Here is a 23277-nt window from a genome sequence, read left to right as displayed (position 1 = left end):
GAAAAGGGAGGCACAAGCCTCCCTAATTATATAAGGTTAATGTAAACAGTATTTACTTAACCCTGCAGTTTTTGCCATTATTGGACATTTTCTGAATCAGAAAATTCACCAGCAAATAATGGGCTACTTAGGTAACGCTCTGACGCGCTGGCCAAGATAACCACTATGATTTTGTTAGCATTCTCAGGTTTTTCTGCCCAACGTTTCGCTGCAACTACTGCTGCTCCTGAAGAGATCCCCGCTAATATGCCTTCTTCTTTCATCAAGCGATGTGTCATAGCCATACATTCTTCATTACTCACTTGTTCAACAGCGTCAACAATGTCTAGGTCTAAGTTACCAGGGATAAAACCTGCACCTATACCTTGAATTTTGTGGGGCCCAGGTGTGAGTTCGTCACCCGCTTTGGCTTGAGTGATAACAGGTGAATCTGTAGGTTCAACTGCTACTGTAGTAATTGCCTTGCCTTGAGTATTTTTGATGTAACGACTGACACCAGTAATGGTGCCACCTGTGCCTACACCAGCAACAAAAATGTCAACTTTACCGTCTGTATCATTCCAAATTTCTGGGCCAGTGGTTTTTTCATGAATTTCTGGATTAGCTGGATTTTCAAACTGATGCATAGGAATATATTTTGATGGATCAGAGGCAACAATTTCATTAGCTGCAGCAATAGCACCTTTCATGCCTTTAGGCGCTTCAGTCAAAACCAAGTTTGCACCCATGGCCTTAAGTAATTTACGACGCTCTAAACTCATTGAACTAGGCATTGTCAGGGTGATTTTATAACCTCTAGATGCAGCAACAAACGCCAAGGCTATACCAGTATTTCCGCTAGTTGCCTCAACAATTTCATTGCCCGGTTTAAGTAAACCTTTTTTCTCAGCATCCCAAATCATATTTGCGCCAATACGGCATTTAACACTAAAACTAGGATTTCTAGATTCAATTTTTGCGTAAACGTTGCCGCCTGTAACACGATTAAGTTTAACCAAAGGTGTTTTACCAATGGCGAGTGAATGGTCGTCGTATACTTGCATAGTTATTTCCTTGCTTAATTTTTCTATTTTTTACAGTGTAACCCTGATTAGTTCACCGTCAATTGGTAATTCTTAGGGCCTATATATGAAACAACAACAGGCTCTATAAGTATTATTGATACATAAAGCCTATAAAACTGTTTTATCATAATGACATTCATACTTATAGGTAAGGGTAGAAGGCTTTATTTAAAGAGCTATTTCGCTATATCTTATGGTTAATCATATGTTAATAATTTTTGAGGATTTACATGGCGTTTAAAGGAACAGAAAAATATATTGCGAGTCGTGAGTTGCAACTGGCTGTCAACGCGGCTATCACCTTAGAAAAACCCTTATTGATTAAAGGTGAACCGGGTACCGGCAAAACTATGTTGGCAGAAGAGTTAGCAAAAAGTTTAGATGCTAATTTGATCCAATGGCATATCAAATCGACTACTAAAGCGCAGCAAGGCTTATATGAATATGATGCTGTTTCCCGTTTGCGTGACTCACAGCTAGGTGATGAAAAAGTCCATGATATTGGTAACTACATAGTCAAAGGTAAGTTATGGCAGGCATTTGAAGCGGAAAAACGAACCATATTATTGATTGACGAAATAGATAAAGCAGACATCGAGTTTCCAAATGATTTGCTTTTAGAGCTCGATAAAATGGAGTTTTTTGTTTATGAGACTCAGCAGTTAGTTAAAGCCAAGCAGCGTCCTATTGTTATTATTACTTCAAATAATGAAAAAGAATTGCCTGACGCGTTTTTACGTCGTTGTTTCTTTCATTATATTCAGTTTCCTGATGCTGATGAAATGCGCCAAATTGTGGATGTGCATTTTCCTGATATTAAGAAAGTATTACTTAACCAAGCGCTGCAATCATTTTTTGACCTGCGTGAAGTACCAGGGTTACGCAAAAAACCCTCGACTTCAGAATTATTAGATTGGTTAAAATTACTGGTAGCAGAAGATATTCCAGCTGAAGCCCTACAAAACAAAGACGGCAAACAAAGTATTCCACCACTTTATGGTGCTTTGTTAAAAAATGAACAAGATATTCATTTGTTTGAAAAACTGGTCTTTATGGCGCGTCGTTAATGTTAGTCGATTTCTTTTTTAAACTCAGAGAATACAAGTTGCCAGTGAGTCTAAGGGAGCTTTTAGACTTGCTTAACGCGCTAGAAAAAGGCGTGATATTTGCCAGTATTGATGATTTTTATATCTTGGCAAAAATGATAATGGTGAAAGATGAAAGTCAGTTCGATAAGTATGATCGGGCCTTTGCTGATTATTTTGAAGGTGTGCAAAGTATTGACCTATTCGGTAAAGACATCCCCGAAGAATGGCTAAAAAATGCCTTGGAAAGACATTTTAGCGAAGAAGAAAAAGCCCAGATAAAAGCTTTGGGTGGCCTTGAAGAGCTAATGAAAACGCTTAAAGAACGCTTAGCTGAGCAAGAAAAACGCCATCAGGGGGGCAACAAATGGATTGGGACGGGGGGCACATCCCCCTTTGGTGCAAATGGATACAATCCAGAAGGTGTCCGTATTGGCCAAGAAGGTAACCGAAATTTTTCTGCTGCTAAGGTGTGGGACAAACGGGAGTTTAAGAATCTAGCTGGTGATGTTGAGTTGGGCACCCGAAATATTAAAGTTGCGCTTCGTAAACTTCGTAAGTTTGCTCGGACAGGTGCTACCGAAGAACTAGATATTCCTACTACCATAGGTGCTACCGCAAAAAATGCTGGGTTTCTAGACATTCATATGGTGAAAGAGCGCCACAACGCGGTTAAAGTCTTAATGTTTTTTGATGTGGGTGGCTCGATGGATGCTCATATTAAAGAATGTGAAGAGTTGTTCTCAGCTGTGCATACGGAATTTAAACATCTTGAATATTTTTATTTTCATAATTGTGTATATGAAGGTGTATGGAAAGACAACAAAAGGCGTGACAGAGAAGTTGTACCTATCGCAAGTGTTATTCATAAATATGGACCTGACTACAAATTGATATTTGTTGGTGATGCTACTATGGGGCCTTATGAAATAACCTATCCAGGCGGCAGCGTAGAACATTGGAACGAAGAAGCGGGATCAGTGTGGATGCAACGTTTACTTAATCATTTTGAACATGCAATATGGCTAAACCCGCAGTTAAGTCAATATTGGAATTATTATGCTTCAGTCAGCATAATGAAAGAACTGATGACCGACAGAATGTTTCCCCTTACGCTAGATGGAATAGGAGAGGGGATCAAAAGTCTAACTAAAAGAAGTGGATAAAATAACCTGTAATGGAAAAGCCCAGTATCACACCGACTCGTCAAGCTGACAGTCAATCACATCTTACGCTAGAGTCTGGAACGACAGACTCTAGCGCTGACAATGAACATTTAACGCCCAAAGAAACCCGACAAATTGTCACTCCCTATGCATTTTTTGTGGCTGATGAATTATTAGGTACACCACTTGCTGGGCCATTTCGCCGTGGTTTTGGCATGCTTATAGATTTGTTTTTTGTGATCTTATTAACGCAAGTGAGTAGCTTGGTCTTAGCCGCCATAGCTGCTTGGACATTTTTTATAGCGGGTAATCGATTAGAAACCCAAAAACGCTTCAATGTGGTACGAATTATGTTGAGGTTATTGGTGGCTTGGTTGCTATTTGTTGTAGCTATGGGCATTGTTGATGAGATGACTGATAACAACCCTTTGAATGACAAACCAACTGAAGCGTCAGTTAACAATGTCAAGGGTGTTGATGGTATAGGGTTAGTTGCTTTAACAGCAAAGTATCTGCTAGATACCAAAGCACTAAAACAACAAATTCAGCAAGGAGAATGTAAACCTGCTTTCAATTGTTTACAAGACTTAGGTGAAAACCTTATCCAAGATGTTATTGCTTCAGGTTTAGATGAAAATGCCATAGAGGGTGTGTTGGACGGATATGTTGAAGGAGTATCGGAGAGCATTAATGATGATGAGAAACAGCAATTACAAAAGTATTTGAAACAGTTTGCTGTCACCAACAAAGCGGTTACGCCAGTTAACGAATTTGTGCCTTCAGAAGTTGAAGATATCATTTCAGAATATTCTAACGATGAAGATGAAAATAAGGAGTCAAAGGGATTGCTTGCTCGGCTAGAAAATTGGGCGGAGGAATTAGGTTTAGGATTTGGGTGGGCTGCGTTTTATTTCAGTATATTTACTGCATGGTGGAAAGGTCAAACTCCTGGTAAAAGTTTACTGGGAATGAAAGTTATCAAACTTGATAACCAACCGCTAAATTTATGGGAGAGTTTTGGTCGTTACGGCGGATACGCAGCTGGTTTTGCCACTGGACTAATGGGGTTTTTACAAGTTTTTTGGGATCCCAATCGCCAAGCTATTCAAGACAAAATTTCTGAGACTTTAGTGATTGATTTACGCAAGCCAAAAGTGCCCTTTATTAAAGAAATGGCGGAATAATCCGGATGGCAAATAGGATAAGTCAGCTACTCAGCCACTGGTCTGAGAACCGGGATAAACATTTATGGGTATTGGCTACTATTATACAAACTGACGGCTCGTCTTACCGTAAGGCTGGTGCCATGATGTTGATCAACGATATGGGACAATATTTTGGTTTATTAAGTGGTGGCTGTTTGGAGTCGGACATAATGCGTCAAGCAAGGCGCTGTTGGGACAATCAACAAAACCGTATTATAGAATACGATATGCGTGAAGAAGAAGATCTTGCTTGGCAACTAGGTATAGGTTGCGGGGGCATGGTGAGAATACTGTTGCAACCTGTTAATGCTGATAATGATTATCTGCAACTTGATGTATTAAATGGCTGTTTAGAACAAAGACAAAAGGCCGAATATCATCAACAAATCGATGAAGGTTTACCGCTAAATAAGGTGTTGGAAGTAATTGACAAGCAACAAACCTTAGCGGCAAGTATACAAGTAGCTGGTGCGGTTGAGTTTTTTGTACAGCAACTTAGTCCAGCCCCATTACTGGCTGTATTTGGAGCAGGTGTGGATGCGAAACCAGTAGTGTCCATAGCTGCAGAACTAGGGTGGCAGGTATTACTTATTGATCCTCGAATGGGTTACGCAAAAACTGAATTTTTTACCAAAGCCAGTCAAATTATTCGTCAACCATTTGTGGAACTGCAAAGCGCAACTTGGTTGCAGCAGATAGACGCTGCCTTGATATTAACGCATAACATAAAACTTGATGCATCAGCTTTAACATTAGTGCAAAGCAGTAGTGCTAAATATGTTGGATTACTCGGGCCAACACATCGGACGGACCGAGTGTTAGATATCGCTAACTTAACCAGAAATGATTTAACTAAACCTTTGGCTAACCCTGTAGGTTTGCGATTAGGCGGTGAATTACCTGAATCCATCGCGTTATCCATGTTAGCCGAGGTGCATGCAGCGTTAGAAAACGCCGACGGTTTGTCTATCAGTGGCGTATTAAATCAGTGAAAACCGAGTTGTTATTATTGGCTGCTGGTCAAAGTAAACGTTTTGAGGGAATAAAGCAGTTAACTAATATTCATGGTCAACCCATGATCTGCCATTGCCTGTCACAATATTATCAAGGTGATAAATGGATTGATGGCATAGACAATGGGCATATAGCGCTAGGCTCAAACGCCGCTTTGATAATTGATGTATTACCACTAAGCATCAATAAATATGTCATTAATTCTTGGGAAAACGGCATGGGCCACACTTTAGCTAAAAGTATACAATTCCTTGCAAGCGACACCACTCATGTATTGATTGCATTAGCCGATCAAGTATTGATAACCCAACAAATGATTATGGATATGTTGAGTCAATCAAAGAATTACCCGCAAAATATTATAGCGGCAAAATATGCAGGAAAAGTAGGGGCCCCATCTATTTTTCCAAGGGAATACTTTGCTGAGCTAAGTCAATTAACCGCTGATAGAGGGGCGAAAGCGATACTAGGGAAATACTCACAACAGGTTATCGCTATAGAAATGCCAGAAGCTGCATTGGATATTGATACTCAAAAGGACCTTATAGGGATTGCTATTAAAGACGCAAAAATCAAGCATTAGCTAAATTTACATCTACTTCTAAATTGACTCATTTATTATTTATATTAGGTCGCCTGATCTTGTGATTTCAGGGGGGAGCATTTCAACGTCACCACCAATTTATTGCAATAAATTGGTTTTAGCTAAGCTGAATTCTTCATCACTTAAATATCCTTGCTTATGTAGGTGTACTAACTTCTCGAGAGCATTAACGACTTCAGTCTTTGGAGTAGACTGAGCTTCAGGTTTTAAGGCTTCTGGTTTTGGTGTTGGGAGATTTGAGCTCGCTAGCATTTTATTTGATTTGTTAGCATTATTGTTTCGACTCGATGCTGGATCAGCAGTTTGACTAGTCGCCACAGGAATATGACGGTGGGGGAATGTAACAACAGGAACTATCCGAGTCTCAGTCACTTTGGGATTGAGCTGTTTTGAAATTACCCAGCACAGATCAATGAGTATATCGACACACCTATAGTATTTGGTACCCGTCACTCTATTATTACCTTTTCTAAGGTATAGACAAACAGGATAACTAGCATCTGTATCCGATAATATGACCTCAATTTGACGAGTTTGCTCAGCGCCCATTTTCATATTTTGCTCTTTGGTGTAAAGGGCTCTTATCTCTGTTTCTTTTAGATTACTAATGGCGTTTCCAGCTTCGCTATCGATAATAGCTATAACTTTACTATTTAATAAAATTTCACAGCGAATGATGTCTTTTAGGTTAAGGGGTTTGTGTTCTTTCTGCTGATTAATTTTATACAGTAAAATGCTTTCTTTTGTTTGTAGATATTCAAATCGAGCATATTTATTATCTAAGGGATCCAAAGCTAGTTTGTGAACAAGATTGTTGCGTTTAGTAAAAAATAGAACGGCTATTAAAACTGCCAATATACTGATAAACAAAATAATATATGTAGCTTCAAAACCACTAGATACTGATCCTGAATCATTTGTTTGAATGACCTGTGAATTAGTTGATTGCAGTGAATACAGTTTATTCTGATGATGGTCAAAAATGATTATCTCATTTTCATTATTTTGGCTAATGCTAACATTCGTTCCTAATATTATGCCTTGTGTGGCGCTGACTTCTTCGATTATTGGTGATTCATTACTTAATGGTTCAAGTGGGCGGGAGGTTAAATACCACTGGTCATCTATCAGTGTGAAAAACACCATTTTATTTCTGAGATTAAGAAAATTACGGCCTTGATAAAGTAACATTGGTGACATTTTGTTGGTTTGCTGCCAAAGAAAATCGGGTTGAGCTTGGGACTGCAAATCATCGCCAACCTTAGCTTTGCTTAACCAGTGTTGCACATTATTGTTATGTTGGATGAAGATTGATTCATGACTATTTTTAGCCCAAAAAAAATGTTGAATATCATGAGCGCCCATTACTACAATTTCACTATTTATTTCAGGCGTTTTTATAAAAGGATTATTCTGAGAAATAGTATATTCTCGGGTACCAAACATCAGCGGATAAATACGTAATATCACTCCTGAGTACAAAGAATGCGTCTTCAGTTCATTGTCGTATTTTAGTGAAAAATACAGTTGACCATAATCAGGGTTCCATGGCTTCTGATAAAGATCAAAAGTGAGCTGTTGGATCCCCTTGTCTTTGGATGTGATGGGTATACGTAATACTTCTCTTTGAGTTTCTGGATTTATCTTTTGTTTATCAAAATCATATGTCCAAGCAGTGATCACAGTTTCAAAGTTAAAATTGGTTTCAGTATCAATATCAGTATCAGACAGACCTAATCGGTTAGTGGATTTATCTAGCTCGAATTCAGTGGTATGTGCGGTATAAAATGTGGCATATCCTGGTTCTTCAGACAAAGAAAAACTAGGGTGAAGGCTGATAGCAGTAAGAGTAATAAAGGTTGGGGTATTCGATTCTAGAGGCAAGTTTAAAATAGCGTGTTGATTATTTGGCTCATCTTTATCAAGTAAATAAATTAGTCCATTATCTTGCGCGACAAAAAACACCTCTTCTAAGGGGCTCACTAACGGCGGCAACCATACCGCATCAGATTTAACCTCACTAAAGCGGCTGAAATCAACAATCAATTTCATTTTATATTGTTCGGCGAAAACTAATTCTGTAAAAAACATGGAGCAGATTGCTATTGTAAAACAAACAATATACAAATATATTTTCCGAAAATTGATATTCGTGTGCTTATACAATTTAATTTTTAAATACCTGACATATGAATTTATAGTAAGTCACATTTTACGCTCCATTTTATATTAACTCATATATTACGTTTTTATTTTATAATTAAAATCAGCTATTTAACGCGAATAAGTTATGGTTTGTCAAACCAAATTAACAGCTAATAATGGTCCCCAAAATTTTACCTTAGGGGTAGTCTAAGCAATCTACTCAAATAAGGGATCTATATATTTGTATTGTTAATCTTTTCTGTCAGCATTTTTAATTGATGAATATTACAGCATATATGACCCTAAGTTCATCTTTATAAGATGATGCTGCTGCCTCCAAAAGAGAAAAATCCTTGTGACTATTTAACAGTTAATGGACTATAGGAACCATCATTTAGTGACAGCATAAATTATTGTATTTAGGCGAATTTAAAATAAAAAATGAAAATATTCACAACAGAAAAATATAGTGATGATGAGTTATTACTCATTGAGTCTGAACATAGAAAAGCTTATTTGAAATTATTTAAGAGCACCTTATTTGTACAAGGGCTTTTCCCAATTGTTTTATGTTTTGTATTTTATTCGCTGATTTCCAATACCATCTTATTTGGTTGGTTGTCTGCCATCTTATTTACCACGCTGATACGCGGTTATTTAACCTATGGTTGGTATAAAGCCAACTTTAATATCAACCAAACTCGTATGTTTGAAGGGCTTTCACTAATATTGTCGTTTGTAGCAGGTTGTCTATGGGGAATGACAGTTCTGATTGTAGACTTTAATCAATACCCTGAAGCGTCTGTTTTTTTAAATCTTATTATATTTGGATTAGCTGCAGGCTCTGTAGGTATAGGTAGTTATTGGTTTGCATATTTTCTCGTTTATAACATAGCCGTATTCTCCATTTATACTCTTGGTTATTCCATCGCCATGGATGAACCTCATTATTTACTGGCGATATCTATCTTACTATTTTTAATTTTTATGATCCAAATAGCGTTGGTGTTTCATCGCGGTAACGCTCAAAACATTTGGCTTATTAAAAGGAATCAAAAATTAGCCGAAAATTTAGAGATTAAAAAGAAGGAAGCTGAAAACTTTGCTGCCTCAAGAACCCGGTTCTTAGCCTCTGCAAGCCATGATTTAAGGCAACCACTGCAAGCATTAAATTTTTTCCTCTCAGCTCTCTATCGAGAATTAAATTCTGACAAAGGGCGTGAGCTTTATATTAAGTTAGAAAAATGTGCTGAAGGGATGAATGAATTATTAAGTTCAATATTAGATGTTTCAAAACTAGACGCACAAATTGTTACCTTAAATAGAGAAGCTTGTAGTGTTGGGAGTATATTGGATAATTTAAAACAACAATTCCAAATGCAGGCTGATGAAAAAGGGTTAAAATTGCTTTTTCATTCGAGTGATCATTATGTTTATACCGACCCTATTTTGTTGCAACGTATCTTAAGTAATCTTATTTCAAATGCGATTAATTACACTAATAATGGCAAAGTCGAAGTATTACTTACTCACAAAGATGGTTTATTGATAGAAATTGCAGACACTGGAGATGGATTAACTGAAATCGAACAAGAGCATATTTTTGAAGAGTTTTATCAGTTAAATAACCCCGAACGTGATAAAAAGAAAGGCTTAGGATTAGGATTATCTATAGTAAAAAGACTCTGTCAGTTAATGAATATTCCTATCACACTGCATTCACAAAAAGGAAAAGGCTGTTGTTTTAGTATTAAGCTACCTCTATGTAATGCCCCAGTTTTACTCCATGAAGCTCCAAAATATTCACTGCAACAGTACACTGAAAATAAAAAGATACTGGTTATTGATGATGAAATTACAATTAGAGACAGTCTAAGTGAACTCCTCAGTCAATGGCAGTGCCAAGTTATAGCTGCTGAGTCTGCGAGTGAGGCTTGTGACATGATTCAAAAACAACAATTTATCCCTGACCTTATTATTGCTGATTATCGATTACGTGAAGATAAAACCGGTGTAGATGCGATCAATCAAGTTAAAAAATTACTCAATCAAGAGGACTTGGCTGCCATTATCATGAGCGGTGATACAGAGCCTAAGCGTTTAAAAGAAGTCGCACTAAGTGGTTATAAATTATTACATAAGCCAGTCAAACCGGCTCACTTAAGAATGCTAATACAACGACAGTTCATGTAATGCCGTTTTATTTTAAGGAGGGTTTACTCAGCTATTCTATTAGAACTTTATTAAGCTGTGATCTGAATTAATAATGCAAACACCAGAGACAACCAACAATAGCATTTTTAACTTTGCTCTTTAAAATCCAAAACACTACCCAATATCTGAGGCATGAAACAAAATAAACGACTATCCCAAAGTATCCTCTATTCAGTATTCGCTATTACTATACTGTGGTGCATTAAATCGGCTGAGATATTATTTGCTTGGAATTTATCTTTTATGGGCCTAGTACCTTTAGACGGTGCAGGGGTCTTAGGTATCCTCACGGCTCCTTTGGTTCATGGGTCTTTAGAGCACATCTTTAATAATACTTTTGCCATCCTGATATTGGCCAGTTTTTTGTATTATGGTTATCCCAAGTCATGGTGGAAGGTTTTAAGTCTAGTGTGGATCCTGTCGGGAGTAGGGGTGTGGTTGTTTGCTCGTCAAGCAACCCACATTGGGGCTAGTGGTATAACCCATGGATTGTTTTTCTTTTTGTTTGTTGCCAGTATATTTCGCCGAGATAAAAGTTCGGTGGCCATTATGATGATTGCTTTTCTGCTTTATGGTGGCATGACTATGACTATTTTTCCTAGGGAATCTGGTATATCTTTTGAGTATCACTTTTTTGGTGCAGTCGCCGGTGTTATTGCTGCTTTATTATGGCGAGATAGTGATCCTAAACCCGTGGTTCAACGCTACGACTGGGAAGGCGAATCCGCTGATGATGAAAGTGACATGCTTGATGAATGGCAAGAATACGAACCAGAAGAAATACAAGACAACCCCCGATTACATTAAGGAACTCCATGCATCCAACTACATCCCCGATAAAAAAGCCGTTCACTTTGTTATTACGAGTTAGGTATGGTGAATGTGACGCTCAGCAAGTAGTGTTTAATGCCCGATATGCAGATTATATAGATATTGCTATGACCGAGTATTTCAGGGCAGCTGTGGGTGGTTTTCAAGAATTACTTGATAAAGGTTTAGATAGCCAAGTGGTAAGCTTATATATTGATTGGCATTCATCTGCGAAGTTTGACGATGTTCTGGCAATAACTGTGTCATCAACAAAAGTTGGCAATACTTCCTATGGTTTTGAAATAGTGATCACAGATTTTAAAACTCAAAAACTTATCGCTAAGAGCACTACTACTTATGTAATGGTCGACACGCAAAACTATCAAAAAACGTCAGTTCCTGATTGGTTGCGAGAAAAATTATCGTCATCTCCTGAAATAGCTTTAATAAATCAAGCGGGTGTTGGCGTTTAGTGTGAATACGTATGCATTAAGTTGTTGATTTACCTAGACTCAAGGTATTCTCTATTGTAACAGTTTACTTTTTATTAACAGTTGTGAATTAATTGCACTTCAGCACTATTTCACATCTGTATTAGAGAATATTTGATGCAAAAAACAAAACCCCAGTTAAATTTTTGGCAAATTTGGAATATGTGTTTTGGATTTTTAGGGATCCAATTTGGCTTTGCGCTGCAAAATTCTAATGTAAGTCGAATATTCGAAGCCTTAGGTGCCGACTATAGTAATCTCGCCATTTTATGGGTTGCAGCGCCCATTACCGGTTTAATTGTACAACCTATTATTGGTTATATGAGTGATAACACTTGGAACCGTTTAGGTCGAAGACGGCCATACTTTTTATGGGGCGCCATTGCCGCTAGTTTTTCATTGTTCATTATGCCCAACTCACCAACACTTTGGTTAGCCGCGGGTATGTTATGGATAATGGATGCCTCGATTAATGTGTCAATGGAGCCCTTTAGAGCATTTGTGGGTGACATGTTGCCTAAAAAGCAACGGGCCATGGGTTATGCCATGCAAACCTTTTTTATTGGCGTAGGCGCAGTGGTGGCCTCGGCCTTGCCTTGGATGATGACCAATTGGTTTGATATTAGTAATGTTGCACCAGCAGGTATGATCCCAGACTCAGTGAAATTTTCGTTTTATGCCGGTGGCAGTATCTTTCTAGTGGCTGTGATTTGGACAGTGTTATCAACCAAAGAATATTCTCCCGAACAACTAGCCGCCTTTGAAGAAGCCCAGGCTGCTAAAAGTGGAGCGTCCATTGCACCACAAGAAGTACGTAGCAGTGCTAAATATTTTAAAGGTGGGGCGGTATATTCAGTTATTGGCTTAGTGTTGTACTTGTTGATTGCCGCCAATATAGAAAGCTTAGATCAAAATTTATACATAATGGCAGGTGGATTGGCTGCATTTGGTGTATGCCAATTAGTGGCTGGTTATTTGCGAAAAAATGAGCGCATTAACAATGGCTTTTCGGAAGTTATGAACGACTTATTTGCTATGCCTCAGGCTATGCGTCAGTTGGCCGTTGTGCAGTTTTTCTCTTGGTTTCCATTGTTTGCCATGTGGATCTATACCAACTCAGCTGTTACTTCTTTCCACTATTCAAGTACTGATGTGACGTCAGCAGTATATAACGAAGGGGCTGATTGGGTTTCTATCCTAATGGCTACCTACAATGGTGTATCAATTTTCGCCGCGATTATTATTCCAGTAGTTGTGCGATTCTCTAACTTACAATTTGCTCATCTGATTAATTTGTCGCTGGGTGGTATAGGTTTTATCTCCTTTATATTTATAAAAGATCCAGCTTGGTTAGTGTTGTCTATGGTTGGTGTTGGCTTTGCTTGGGCATCTATTTTGTCGGTTCCTTATGCCATTTTATCTAATGTACTGCCCGCCAAAAAAATGGGTGTTTATATGGGCATATTTAACTTTTTTATTGTTATCCCACAAATATTAGCGGCCAGTATTTTAGGATTTTTGATTACTAAAGTATTTGATAATCAGCCTGTTTACGCTTTAGTGATAGGCGGTTGCAGTATGTTGATCGCGGGTGTGATGACCCTACGCGTCAAAATCCCAGAATAGGAGTCAAACCTTGTTAGCTTCCAAATTAAAATTGTTCAGTATCAGTTTGGCGACCGGCTTATTTTTGCAGGCTTGCCATTCGCAAGATAAACAGATGGTAAACAGTGCCAACACAACAAGTGATACAGCTGTACAAGAGTTCTACGGAACCACACATCCTTTTGCGCAAGAAGCCGTGTATTTTGTTATGACAGACCGTTTTGTTGACGGTGATCCAACTAATAATCAAATAGCACAAGGCGAGGAATTCCCTACTTTTAATCTTCCATTGCTTGGGGAAAATGGAGAAACCGCCAATGTGGGTTATTTAGGAGGTGACCTTAAAGGTGTGTTAAACAATGGCCAATACATTAGCGATATGGGCTTTACGTCTGTGTGGTTAACGCCTATTTTGGACAATCCTGACCAAGCTTTTTCTGGTGGTGAACCAATAGAATTTGGAGGCGCCTTTAAAGATGGGGGAAAAACCGGATACCACGGATATTGGGCAAATAATTTTTATAAGATTGATGAACATTATCCTTCTAAAAACCTAGGTTATAAAGAATACACTCAACAAATGCGTGAGCAATTTGGTTTGAAGTCAGTGTTTGATATTGTGGCTAATCATGGCTCACCTTCTTTTGATATGCCTGAAGATCAGCCTAAATTTGGTGAACTCTATGATATTGACGGTAATTTAGTCGCTGATCATCAAAACCTAAAGCCGGAAGAATTAGATGGCAACAATCCTTTGCATGATATGTTTCGTCACACCCCAGACATTATGCAATTATCGAATTTGGATGATCGCAATGCAAAGTTACAAGATTATTTAATTAACTCCTATTTATATTGGATAGAGCAGGGGGCAGATGCTTTTCGCATTGACACGATTAAACATGTCCCGCATCCGTTTTGGAAATTGATGTCTGATAAGATCCACGCAAAACATCCAGATTTTTTTATGTTTGGTGAAAGTTATGACTTCAACGCAAATTTTTTGGCGCAACATACCTTACCCAAAAATGGCGGTATCAGCGTATTAGATTTTGTAGGTAAACAAGCCATCGTCGAAACCTTTGAAAATCCTAAAAGTGATTATGGTGATCTCGAAGAGTATCTGCATTTAACCCACGGGCCTTATACTAATCCCTATGAGTTAACTACTTTTTACGATAACCATGACATGCCTAGAATGAATACTTCAGATGAAGGGTTTATTGACGCCAATAATTGGTTATTTACCAGCCGAGGTATACCTGTGATTTATCAAGGTTCTGAGATGGGATTTATGCGGGGTAAGGCCGAGCACCAAGGTAATCGAAATTATTTAGGTCAAAGCAATATAGAATTGGCAAAAAGCCATAAGATTTTTCAGAGGTTATCTAAAATCGCTAATGTGCGTAAGCAGGTAGCAGCTTTACAAAGTGGTTTACAAGTTAATGTTGAATTGTCAGGTGACAAAGCGGCATTCTACCGTGTGTTAGTCAAAGATGGAGTCTCTCAAACAGCCTTGGTTTTATTGAATAAAGGTGATAAAAAAACCGATTTTGTAATTAAAAAGTATATGCAGCCTGGACGTTGGCTAAGCCAAATATCTGATGATACGGTGAACATCAATGAGTCTAAACTTGAATTGCAGAGCAGCGTTGCAGCTCATGGCGTACAGGTTTGGTTGCGCCAAGGGCCCATTAAAAACCCATTACTACTGCTTGAATTACAACGGCTGATGGACAATAAATAACCTGATTATAATGCGAATAAGTTAGGTTTGTGCGCCGCTGGATCGGCGCACGACTAAATCTACTGGCATAAGGTAATGAGACACCTCTTCACCACTAATTAACCTTAATAAACTATCGACTAAGATTTCCCCAGCCAGTTTAGTATTTTGATGCACAGTGGTGAGTGCTGGGTTAGCAAAACTAGAAATAGGGATGTTATCAAAACCTGCAATAGCTACGTCCTCAGGGATACTCAGACCTTTTTCTTGTAAACAACGTAATGCGCCTAGAGCAATGAGATCACTGGCGCAAAACAAAGCATCAAACTTGTTGCCTGAATCTAGTAACCTTTGTACTCCTTGATAACCTGACTGTTCTGTAGAAATAGCGTCAAATTGCATGGCATTATTAACTTGCAAACCTGCATCTTTCAGGGCTTGGCAATGACCTAAATAGCGTTCTTTAAACTCAGGTGCTTGACTGCCTGCTTCTCCTATAAAGGCAAACTGGCGGCGCTGCATATTGAGCATATGTTGAGTCACATCAAAGCCACCCTGCATATTATTACAGCCAATAGACACCCCAGCATGATCGATATCATGGGCTCCCCATCTAACAAAATGAGTGCCTTGTTCTTCCAATTTTGTCAGTTTGTCTCTGTAATCAGTATAATCTCCATAGCCTAATAAAATAAGGCCATCGGCTTTGTTAGAGTCCTCATATTCAGCGTGCCAATCATCGTTTAAGTTTTGAAAGGAAACCAATAAATCGTAACCGGCTTTGGTACTCGCTTTGGTAATGCTGCCTAACATAGATAGAAAAAATGGGTTGATAAGTGAATCGTCTGAGGTGGGATCTTCAAACAATAACAGTGCAAGCGTCAAGCTGTGCTGGCGCCGTAAATTGCTGGCGTTTTTATCCACCTTGTAATTTAATTCTGTGGCGATCGCTTGGATCTTGTCCCGCGTTTCTTTATTGACTAACGGGCTGTCGCGCAACGCTCTAGAAACAGTAGACTGGGATACACCTGCTCGATGGGCAATATCAAAAGAAGTAGCTTTATCTCTCATAGTGGATGGGTACCAATTTCCTAATCTAAAGTGAACAACAATAATAATTACTATATTTGCCAGTATCTTAGATTGTTTCTTTAGCATTTAACAACGACTTTTCATTATGAACATAAGGCCATATGGTAATTAACTACCTTTAGGCTAGATAAAATAGCTAATACAGAAGTAAAAACCCTTATCTTGATATTCGATACTGGTATAATATCCGCCTTCATTATTCGTAGGTTTACCAAGAGGGTTCATTAATGGCCGAGGCCGACAATCGTCCGACCAATTTTATTCGTCAAATCATAGACAAAGATATTAGCGAAGGTTTACATACTAAAATACAGACTCGCTTTCCACCTGAGCCAAATGGTTATTTACACATTGGTCATGCTAAGTCTATTTGCCTTAATTTTGGTATTGCCGAAGATTATCAGGGGCAATGTAACCTAAGGTTTGACGATACTAATCCCGAAAAAGAAGACATCGACTATGTTAACGCCATACAACAAGACGTGTCATGGTTAGGTTTTAGTTGGAATGGTGATGTGCGTTATTCGTCGAATTATTTTGATCAACTATATGGCTTTGCCATTGAGTTAATCAATAAAGGTTTGGCCTATGTGGACTTTTCAAGCCAAGAACAGATGCGTGAATTACGCGGTACGCTAAAAGAGCCAGGTAAAAATAGTGCTTATCGTGATACCTCTGTCAGCGAAAACTTAGCTTTATTTGAAAAGATGAGAGGCGGTGAGTTTAAAGAAGGGGAATGTCTACTTAGAGCTAAAATCGACATGAGCTCAGCTTTTATGTGCATGCGCGACCCAGCCTTATATAGAGTTCGCTTTGCTCATCATCATCAAACAGGTGATAAGTGGTGCATTTATCCAATGTACGATTTCACTCATTGTATTTCTGATGCAATTGAAGGCATAACTCACTCGTTATGTACCTTAGAATTCCAAGATAATAGACGTTTATATGATTGGGTCCTGAGCAATATCACCATTGATACCACACCGCATCAATACGAATTTTCAAGACTGAATCTTGAATATACAGTATTGAGCAAGCGTAAGTTGATCCAACTGGTTGAAGAAAACCAGGTCAATGGTTGGGATGATCCACGTATGCCAACTATTGCCGGATTACGCCGCCGAGGCTACACATCGGCCTCTGTGCGTGAATTCTGTAAACGTATTGGTGTTACCAAAATGGACAATATGGTTGAAATGTCCATGCTTGAATCTTGTTTAAGAGACGAGTTGAATGCCGATGCTCCAAGAGCTATGGCGGTTCTTGAACCTTTGAAACTGGTGATTGAAAACTATTCAAGTGAAGACCTTGAAAATTTAGTTGCGCCAAACCATCCGGCAGATGAATCAATGGGCAGCAGAAATGTGCCTTTTAGCAAAGAAATTTATATCGAAGCAGAAGATTTCAGAGAAGAAGCCAACAAGAAGTTTAAACGTTTAGTATTAGGCAAAGAAGTACGCTTAAGAAATGCCTATGTCATTAAGGCTGAACGAGTTGAAAAAGACGAGAATGGAAACGTCACTACTGTTTACTGCAGCTACGATAAAGATACCTTAGGCAAAGACCCTGCGGATGGACGCAAAGTTAAAGGTGTGATCCATTGGGTGTCTGCTTCACATGGTGTTGCAGCTGAAATACGTTTGTATGACAGATTGTTTAAAGTCCCTAATCCTGCTGCGGAAGAAGATTTCTTAGGCAGTATTAATGAAGAGTCTTTAATAGTTAAGCAAGGGATAGTAGAGCCTAGCCTTGTTAATGCACAACTGAGTGTTCCAGTACAATTTGAAAGAACAGGTTACTTTTGCAAAGACCAAGATAGCCAAGAAGACAAATTGGTTTTTAATCGTACGGTTGGATTAAGGGATACTTGGGCTAAAATGGATCAAGGAATATAAACTAGCTAATAAAACAAAACCGGACGGCCATGTCCGGTTTTTTTATGATTTTACTTTAATCTAATGGCTTATTTCGAGTTCAGGTTATTTAGGTTGAGCTTCGAACGTTTGACCATTTTCAGAACTTGTTTTATCGTCCATTAAGTACAAATATAACGGCATTATTTCTTCAGGTGTTTTTAAATTTTCTACATTTTCAGCAGGAAATGCTTTTGCTCGCATCGCCGTTTTTGTGGCACCTGGATTGATACAATTAAATCGAATGTTACTATTCTCATACTCATCAGCCAATATTTGCATCATGCCTTGAGTAGCAAATTTAGAGATTGAATAGGGTCCCCAGTATGCTCTGCCTTTTAATCCAACACCTGATGTAGTAAATATTACCGAACAATGAGGCGCCTTTTTTAATATGGGCAATAAGGCTTGAGTCATTAAAAACTGGCTGGTGACATTAACCTGAAATACATCCTGCCAATCTTGCTCACTGATCTGCGTAAAGGGACCTAAATGCCCTAACATGCTGGCGTTATGCAACAAACCGTCTAAACAACCAAATTGATCGCTAATAGTATTGGCCATATCTCGATAATGTTTTGCAGTAGCACCTTTTAAATCCAATGGCACAATAGCCGGTTCATTTCCTCCATTGTTGATTATTTCGTCATAAACACTTTCTAACTTAGCTACCGTTTTGCCAAGTAAAATCACGGTTGCTCCATACTTTGCAAAGTGTAAGGCCGCTTGTTTACCAATGCCGTCTCCGGCACCTGTAACTAGCATGGTTTTATTCTTTAAATAATCTTTTTGTGGAGTGTAAGTATGCATAATAAACATCTAATCAAATCAATAGTGAAATGGTATCACTGAACTACGGGCCTTAGAAAGTCATAGGTCAACAGTTGCCCATTATTTTTGAAATAGTTTTTATCGAGGCTTTGCAAACAATCAATAAAGACAATAGTAAGCAAAGTTATTATTTATTGTTACAGGTGGAGCAAATATAGTGGTTTCTGATATATCAGTGGTCGAAAACTACGGATACAATTAGACAACTCAAAGCCAAGTGTTGTAGTTTGGCTTTTTTTTTACATTTTTACCCCCATATCAGCCAAAACATTTTTTAGGAGTAAACCCGTTTGGAATTTTTATACGAATATGGATTGTTTATCGCCAAAGCATTAACGATAGTAGTGGCTATTCTACTGACGCTTGGAGGCATAATTAGTTTAGTCAGTAAACAAAAACAAGGAAAAGGCCACCTTGAAATTAATTCATTGTCAGATAAATTAGAATCGATCACTGATTTTGCAAGAGGTGAATTACTCAACAAAGACGACCTTAAATTATTTCAAAAAGAACAAAAGAAAAAATTAAAGGCTAAAAAGAAAGAGCAAAAAAATAAAGATACCAATGAGCCCCAAAAAGGTCAGCTTTTTGTTATCGACTTTTCTGGTTCTATGGACGCCCATGAAGTGGATTACCTTCGAGAAGAAATTACCGCTATTTTATGTGTAGCTAAGCCTGAAGACGAAGTTTTAGTCAGACTTGAAAGTGGTGGCGGGGTAGTGCATGGCTATGGTTTAGCGGCATCTCAGTTACAAAGAATTAAAGACAAAAATATAAAACTTACTATCTCTGTGGATAAAGTCGCGGCAAGTGGTGGTTATATGATGGCCTGTGTAGCAGACCATGTATTTGCGGCCAAGTTTGCCATTATCGGCTCTATTGGCGTAATAGCCCAGCTACCAAACTTCAATAAGTTGTTGAAAAAAAGCAATATAGAATTTGAACAACATACTGCAGGTGAGTTTAAACGCACCTTAACTATGTTTGGTGAAAACAACGACCAAGGACGGGAAAAATTTAAAGAAGAGCTTGAAGAAGTGCATCACATGTTCAAGGACTTTGTACAATCACAACGACCAGAGTTAGAGATTGCTAAAGTGGCAACAGGTGAATATTGGTATGGAATTAAAGCTAAGGAGCTTGGTTTAGTTGATGATATCCAAACATCAGACGACTATATTTTGGCTGCCAATGAAAATAAGAAAATTTTCACTGTCAAATATAGTATGAAGAAAAGTTTGCCAGAAAGACTAGGCTTAGCGGCTAGTATCTCAGTTGAGTCATTGTTGATGAAACTATGGAGCAAAAGTGAAACAAACTTTCGCTAAATAATATTCTTTTGTGGAGAAAGCAATGGTGCTTTCTCCAGTTTTTAATAATTAAGGTACAAGGTACCTAAACCGATAACTACACTTAAAATCACTAATAATACTGCTAACAAATCTCCCCTCAAGCCCTGATAGACAAGACACAAACCAAAATCCTCTATCAAAAAATATATATTTTTTATTTTCCGTAATTTGTTTGTTTTTACGGTATTACGGGTATATAAATTAACTACGCCGTTTTTTTGTACGGACGTCAACAGGGCACACAAAGCACTTAATTGGTCTATTTATATGGTTACTTTTGTACCTAGGCTATTTAAGCATTATAAAAAAATATTAAGCTGGAAAACAACTATGAAAACTTCAATAACTAAACTAGCGAAAAATATTCGTTATGTTATCGCAGCATCTGCCGCGGCGAGTGTTGTATCGATATCCCCCGTAATAGCTCAAGAAGCTGGCTCAGATGATAATGTAGAAAAAATAGCAGTTGTAGGCTCTCGAGCCGCACCTCGCTCTGTAGCTGACTCACCAGTACCCATTGATATTATTGGTGGAGATGAACTGTCTAAATCAGGTTCAGTGGATATGCTTGATATGTTAATCAGTGCAGTCCCTTCTTTTAATTCACGAACACAGCCTATTTCAGACGCCGCGACTCTGGTTAGGCCGATTAACTTGAGAGGGTTATCTTCTGACAGTACTTTGATTTTAGTTAATGGAAAACGACGTCACAGAGCGGCAGTTATAGCTTTTCAAGGCGGTGGAATTAATGACGGTGCACAAGGCCCTGATATTTCTGTTATTCCTAGCGCAGCGTTAAAGCAAGTTGAAGTACTTAGAGATGGCGCTGCAGCGCAGTACGGCTCAGACGCTATTGCAGGCGTAATGAACTTTGTACTTAAAGATGCAGCTGATGGTGGCTCGTTATCCATTAAACAAGGTGAATATTACGAAGGTGATGGGGATGCAACTATTATAGACGGTAATATTGGTTTGCCCTTGACTGACGATGGTTTTGTTAATTTGAGTTTTCAACTTAAGAACGCCGATGCAACCAATCGCGGTGTCCAACGAAGCGACGCTCAAGGATTAATTGATGCAGGGAACACAGCTGTAGGTAACCCAGCCCAAACTTGGGGTAATCCTGAGATTAATGATGACCTTACTATATTTGCTAATGCTGGTTTTGATTTAGGCGATGACAAAGAAGTTTACATGTTTGGTAATTACTCTGAACGTGATGCTATTGGCGGCTTCTATTATCGTAACCCACATAACCGTGGCAATGTATATTCTGTTGATGATGGTGAGACGCTTCTAATTGGCGATATAGGTCTATCACAAGGCCTAGAACCTTCATGTGGGACGGTACCGGCAAACGTACCTAATGTACTTAATACTGATGCTTATCAAGAAATGGTAGCCGACCCTAATTGTTTTGCAATGAACCAAATATTCCCTGGCGGCTATACTCCAGCATTTGGTGGTACTATTAATGATACCTCTTTGACTGTTGGTACAAAAGGAGAAATAAAAGAAGGGTATTTGGCCGACGTTATGTTTGACATTAGCGGTTCAGTTGGACGAAGTAAAGTATCTTTTAATTTAACAAACACACTTAATCCGTCATTAGGTTTAGATACACCAACGAGCTTTGACACGGGTAAATACATTCAGTTAGAAAAGACATTTAACTTGGATTTAGTAAAAGGTATCGAAGCTGGGTTGAATGAACCCATTAATTTTGCAGGTGGGTTTGAATGGCGTCAAGAATCCTTTGAAATTGTTGCTGGTGAAGAAGCCTCTTGGATAGCAGGACCATATGCAGATCAAGGCTTTAACATTGGCTCTCATGGCTTTAAAGGTTTTGGCCCTGAAGCCGCTGGTAAGAACACTCGTCGAAATATTGCATTTTATCTAGATGTTGAAGCTTATGTAACCGAAGACTTATTAATCGGTGGAGCGGTGCGTTACGAAGATTTCTCATCTTTTGGCGACACTACAAACTACAAGTTAACGCTACAATATACTCTTACAGATGAAATTTCACTTAGAGGCTCAACCAGCACTGGTTTTCGTGCGCCTACTGTAGGACAAGCTAATGTGGTAAATACAGCAACATCAATCGTAAATGGTGATCTAATTCAAAGTTTCACAGCTCCTCCTACCGATCCTTTGGCAGCATTTTATGGTGGTAAAGAGCTTACTCCAGAAAACTCCACGAGTTTTGCATTTGGTGGTGTATATCAGTCTGGAGATCTTTTCTTTACCTTAGATTATTATAATATCGAAGTTGAAGATCGCATTACACAATCAAGTCAAATTACAGTTCGTCCTGAAGATTACGCACAATTAGAAGCTATTGGTGTTCAAAATCCAGAATTAACTTCCGCTGTAACGTACTTCGCTAATGATTTCGATACAACGACTCAAGGTATTGATATTGTTGCTAATTACTCAATGGAAATATTTGATAGCGGTGATACAAAATTCGCATTAGCTTTTAACTGGAATGAAACTAGTGTTGATAAATTTAACCCTGATACAACGAGTGACGGTAAAGTAAAACGATTAGAAAAAGGTATGCCTAATTATCGTTCTACTTTTACTGTTTCACAAGATTGGGATTCTGTAAGTATGTTTGTACGGGCCAACTATTTTGATAATTATTATGCGACTCACGCTGATGATACGAGTTTTGGTTGGTCTGGAATGGCTAGTGCTGCAGTCACAATTGATTTAGAAGTTAATTACTTCTTAAATGATCAAATAACCTTAAGTGCAGGTGCAAATAACTTGCTTGATCAAGAAGCTGAGAAATTAAAAGATGATGCTTATGCTGTTGTCGGTGGGGCTTATTATGAAAGTGGACCATTTGATTACAATGGTGGTTTTTACTATGTAAAAGCTACATACAACTTTTAAATTAATGTAAGTATAAAACCTTGTTATAATAGACAAGGTTTTTTCTAATTATT

At 38.4% G+C, this 23277-nt stretch carries 17 protein-coding genes; 13 read left to right on the top strand and 4 right to left on the bottom strand.

Annotated features, from left to right (window positions below; all coding sequences use genetic code 11):
- Nucleotides 1-77: 77 nt before the first annotated feature.
- On the bottom strand, nucleotides 78-1043 hold the full coding sequence (gene cysK / locus GARC_RS01930) for a cysteine synthase A (protein WP_007616149.1): 966 nt from the start codon (nucleotides 1041-1043) through the stop codon (nucleotides 78-80).
- Between the two features lie 251 nt (nucleotides 1044-1294).
- Between cysK and GARC_RS01925 the strand changes: the two genes are divergently transcribed.
- The 5 genes from GARC_RS01925 to GARC_RS01905 are packed head-to-tail and all read left to right on the top strand — an operon-like array spanning nucleotide 1295 to nucleotide 6117.
- Nucleotides 1295-2131, top strand: a complete 837-nt coding sequence (locus tag GARC_RS01925) for an AAA family ATPase (RefSeq protein ID WP_007616148.1) — start codon at nucleotides 1295-1297, stop codon at nucleotides 2129-2131.
- Nucleotides 2131-3315, top strand: a complete 1185-nt coding sequence (locus tag GARC_RS01920) for a vWA domain-containing protein (RefSeq protein WP_007616147.1) — start codon at nucleotides 2131-2133, stop codon at nucleotides 3313-3315. The genes GARC_RS01925 and GARC_RS01920 overlap by 1 nt, the downstream gene beginning before the upstream one ends.
- Nucleotides 3316-3326: 11 nt before the next feature.
- Nucleotides 3327-4499, top strand: coding sequence for an RDD family protein (locus GARC_RS01915; RefSeq protein ID WP_007616146.1), 1173 nt, complete (start codon nucleotides 3327-3329; stop codon nucleotides 4497-4499).
- Nucleotides 4500-4504: 5 nt separating this feature from the next.
- Nucleotides 4505-5512 (top strand): XdhC family protein, encoded by a 1008-nt coding sequence (locus GARC_RS01910; protein ID WP_007616145.1) that lies wholly within the window; start codon nucleotides 4505-4507, stop codon nucleotides 5510-5512.
- Nucleotides 5509-6117 (top strand): nucleotidyltransferase family protein, encoded by a 609-nt coding sequence (locus GARC_RS01905; protein ID WP_007616144.1) that lies wholly within the window; start codon nucleotides 5509-5511, stop codon nucleotides 6115-6117. Before GARC_RS01910 ends, GARC_RS01905 begins: the two co-directional genes overlap by 4 nt.
- 99 nt (nucleotides 6118-6216) lie before the next feature.
- Here the strand turns inward: GARC_RS01905 and GARC_RS01900 are convergent, their stop codons facing one another.
- Nucleotides 6217-8229 (bottom strand): hypothetical protein, encoded by a 2013-nt coding sequence (locus GARC_RS01900; RefSeq protein WP_007616143.1) that lies wholly within the window; start codon nucleotides 8227-8229, stop codon nucleotides 6217-6219.
- 495 nt (nucleotides 8230-8724) lie between these two features.
- Between GARC_RS01900 and GARC_RS25770 the strand changes: the two genes are divergently transcribed.
- The 5 genes from GARC_RS25770 to GARC_RS01875 all read left to right on the top strand — a co-directional run bounded on the left by GARC_RS25770 (nucleotide 8725) and on the right by GARC_RS01875 (nucleotide 15150).
- Nucleotides 8725-10476: a hybrid sensor histidine kinase/response regulator gene (locus GARC_RS25770; RefSeq protein WP_007616142.1), complete on the top strand. Its 1752-nt coding sequence runs from the start codon at nucleotides 8725-8727 to the stop codon at nucleotides 10474-10476.
- 153 nt (nucleotides 10477-10629) lie between these two features.
- Nucleotides 10630-11304: a rhomboid family intramembrane serine protease gene (locus GARC_RS01890; protein ID WP_039988394.1), complete on the top strand. Its 675-nt coding sequence runs from the start codon at nucleotides 10630-10632 to the stop codon at nucleotides 11302-11304.
- An 8-nt stretch (nucleotides 11305-11312) separates the two neighbouring features.
- Nucleotides 11313-11780, top strand: coding sequence for an acyl-CoA thioesterase (locus GARC_RS01885; protein ID WP_007616140.1), 468 nt, complete (start codon nucleotides 11313-11315; stop codon nucleotides 11778-11780).
- A gap of 135 nt (nucleotides 11781-11915) precedes the next feature.
- A complete protein-coding gene (locus tag GARC_RS01880; protein WP_007616139.1) occupies nucleotides 11916-13424 on the top strand; it encodes an MFS transporter in 1509 nt (502 codons plus the stop codon).
- A gap of 10 nt (nucleotides 13425-13434) precedes the next feature.
- Entirely contained in the window at nucleotides 13435-15150 is a 1716-nt protein-coding gene (locus GARC_RS01875) for an alpha-amylase family glycosyl hydrolase (protein WP_007616138.1), read from the top strand.
- A 21-nt stretch (nucleotides 15151-15171) separates the two neighbouring features.
- On the opposite strand, the gene GARC_RS01870 is transcribed toward GARC_RS01875, so the two are convergent.
- Entirely contained in the window at nucleotides 15172-16200 is a 1029-nt protein-coding gene (locus GARC_RS01870; RefSeq protein ID WP_007616137.1) for a LacI family DNA-binding transcriptional regulator, read from the bottom strand.
- 248 nt (nucleotides 16201-16448) lie between these two features.
- Here GARC_RS01870 and glnS point away from each other — a divergent pair, with 248 nt between their 5' ends.
- Nucleotides 16449-18119: a glutamine--tRNA ligase gene (gene glnS, locus GARC_RS01865; protein ID WP_007616136.1), complete on the top strand. Its 1671-nt coding sequence runs from the start codon at nucleotides 16449-16451 to the stop codon at nucleotides 18117-18119.
- A gap of 84 nt (nucleotides 18120-18203) precedes the next feature.
- Here the strand turns inward: glnS and GARC_RS01860 are convergent, their stop codons facing one another.
- Nucleotides 18204-18947: a YciK family oxidoreductase gene (locus GARC_RS01860; protein WP_007616135.1), complete on the bottom strand. Its 744-nt coding sequence runs from the start codon at nucleotides 18945-18947 to the stop codon at nucleotides 18204-18206.
- Nucleotides 18948-19258: 311 nt separating this feature from the next.
- Here GARC_RS01860 and sohB point away from each other — a divergent pair, with 311 nt between their 5' ends.
- Together sohB and GARC_RS01850 are read left to right on the top strand one after the other, a co-directional pair.
- Nucleotides 19259-20296, top strand: a complete 1038-nt coding sequence (gene sohB / locus GARC_RS01855) for a protease SohB (protein ID WP_007616134.1) — start codon at nucleotides 19259-19261, stop codon at nucleotides 20294-20296.
- A 354-nt stretch (nucleotides 20297-20650) separates the two neighbouring features.
- Nucleotides 20651-23224: a TonB-dependent receptor plug domain-containing protein gene (locus GARC_RS01850; protein ID WP_039988392.1), complete on the top strand. Its 2574-nt coding sequence runs from the start codon at nucleotides 20651-20653 to the stop codon at nucleotides 23222-23224.
- Nucleotides 23225-23277 lie beyond the last annotated feature (53 nt).

This window comes from Paraglaciecola arctica BSs20135 (assembly GCF_000314995.1).
GTDB lineage: Bacteria > Pseudomonadota > Gammaproteobacteria > Enterobacterales > Alteromonadaceae > Paraglaciecola > Paraglaciecola arctica.
The sequence above is the reverse complement of the archived record's forward strand: the minus strand, read 5'-3'. Positions and strand labels throughout refer to the sequence as shown.

Bases quoted from the DNA above. Each gene is read 5' to 3' on its own strand.
- cysK (WP_007616149.1), bottom strand. From the start codon at position 1,043: ATGCAAGTATACGACGACCATTCACTCGCCATTGGTAAAACACCTTTG.
- GARC_RS01870 (WP_007616137.1), bottom strand. From the start codon at position 16,200: ATGAGAGATAAAGCTACTTCTTTTGATATTGCCCATCGAGCAGGTGTA.
- GARC_RS01890 (WP_039988394.1), top strand. From the start codon at position 10,630: ATGAAACAAAATAAACGACTATCCCAAAGTATCCTCTATTCAGTATTC.
- GARC_RS01915 (WP_007616146.1), top strand. From the start codon at position 3,327: ATGGAAAAGCCCAGTATCACACCGACTCGTCAAGCTGACAGTCAATCA.
- GARC_RS01885 (WP_007616140.1), top strand. From the start codon at position 11,313: ATGCATCCAACTACATCCCCGATAAAAAAGCCGTTCACTTTGTTATTA.
- GARC_RS01850 (WP_039988392.1), top strand. From the start codon at position 20,651: ATGAAAACTTCAATAACTAAACTAGCGAAAAATATTCGTTATGTTATC.
- GARC_RS01900 (WP_007616143.1), bottom strand. From the start codon at position 8,229: ATGTTTTTTACAGAATTAGTTTTCGCCGAACAATATAAAATGAAATTG.
- GARC_RS25770 (WP_007616142.1), top strand. From the start codon at position 8,725: ATGAAAATATTCACAACAGAAAAATATAGTGATGATGAGTTATTACTC.
- glnS (WP_007616136.1), top strand. From the start codon at position 16,449: ATGGCCGAGGCCGACAATCGTCCGACCAATTTTATTCGTCAAATCATA.
- GARC_RS01920 (WP_007616147.1), top strand. From the start codon at position 2,131: ATGTTAGTCGATTTCTTTTTTAAACTCAGAGAATACAAGTTGCCAGTG.
- GARC_RS01860 (WP_007616135.1), bottom strand. From the start codon at position 18,947: ATGCATACTTACACTCCACAAAAAGATTATTTAAAGAATAAAACCATG.
- GARC_RS01880 (WP_007616139.1), top strand. From the start codon at position 11,916: ATGCAAAAAACAAAACCCCAGTTAAATTTTTGGCAAATTTGGAATATG.
- GARC_RS01925 (WP_007616148.1), top strand. From the start codon at position 1,295: ATGGCGTTTAAAGGAACAGAAAAATATATTGCGAGTCGTGAGTTGCAA.
- GARC_RS01910 (WP_007616145.1), top strand. From the start codon at position 4,505: ATGGCAAATAGGATAAGTCAGCTACTCAGCCACTGGTCTGAGAACCGG.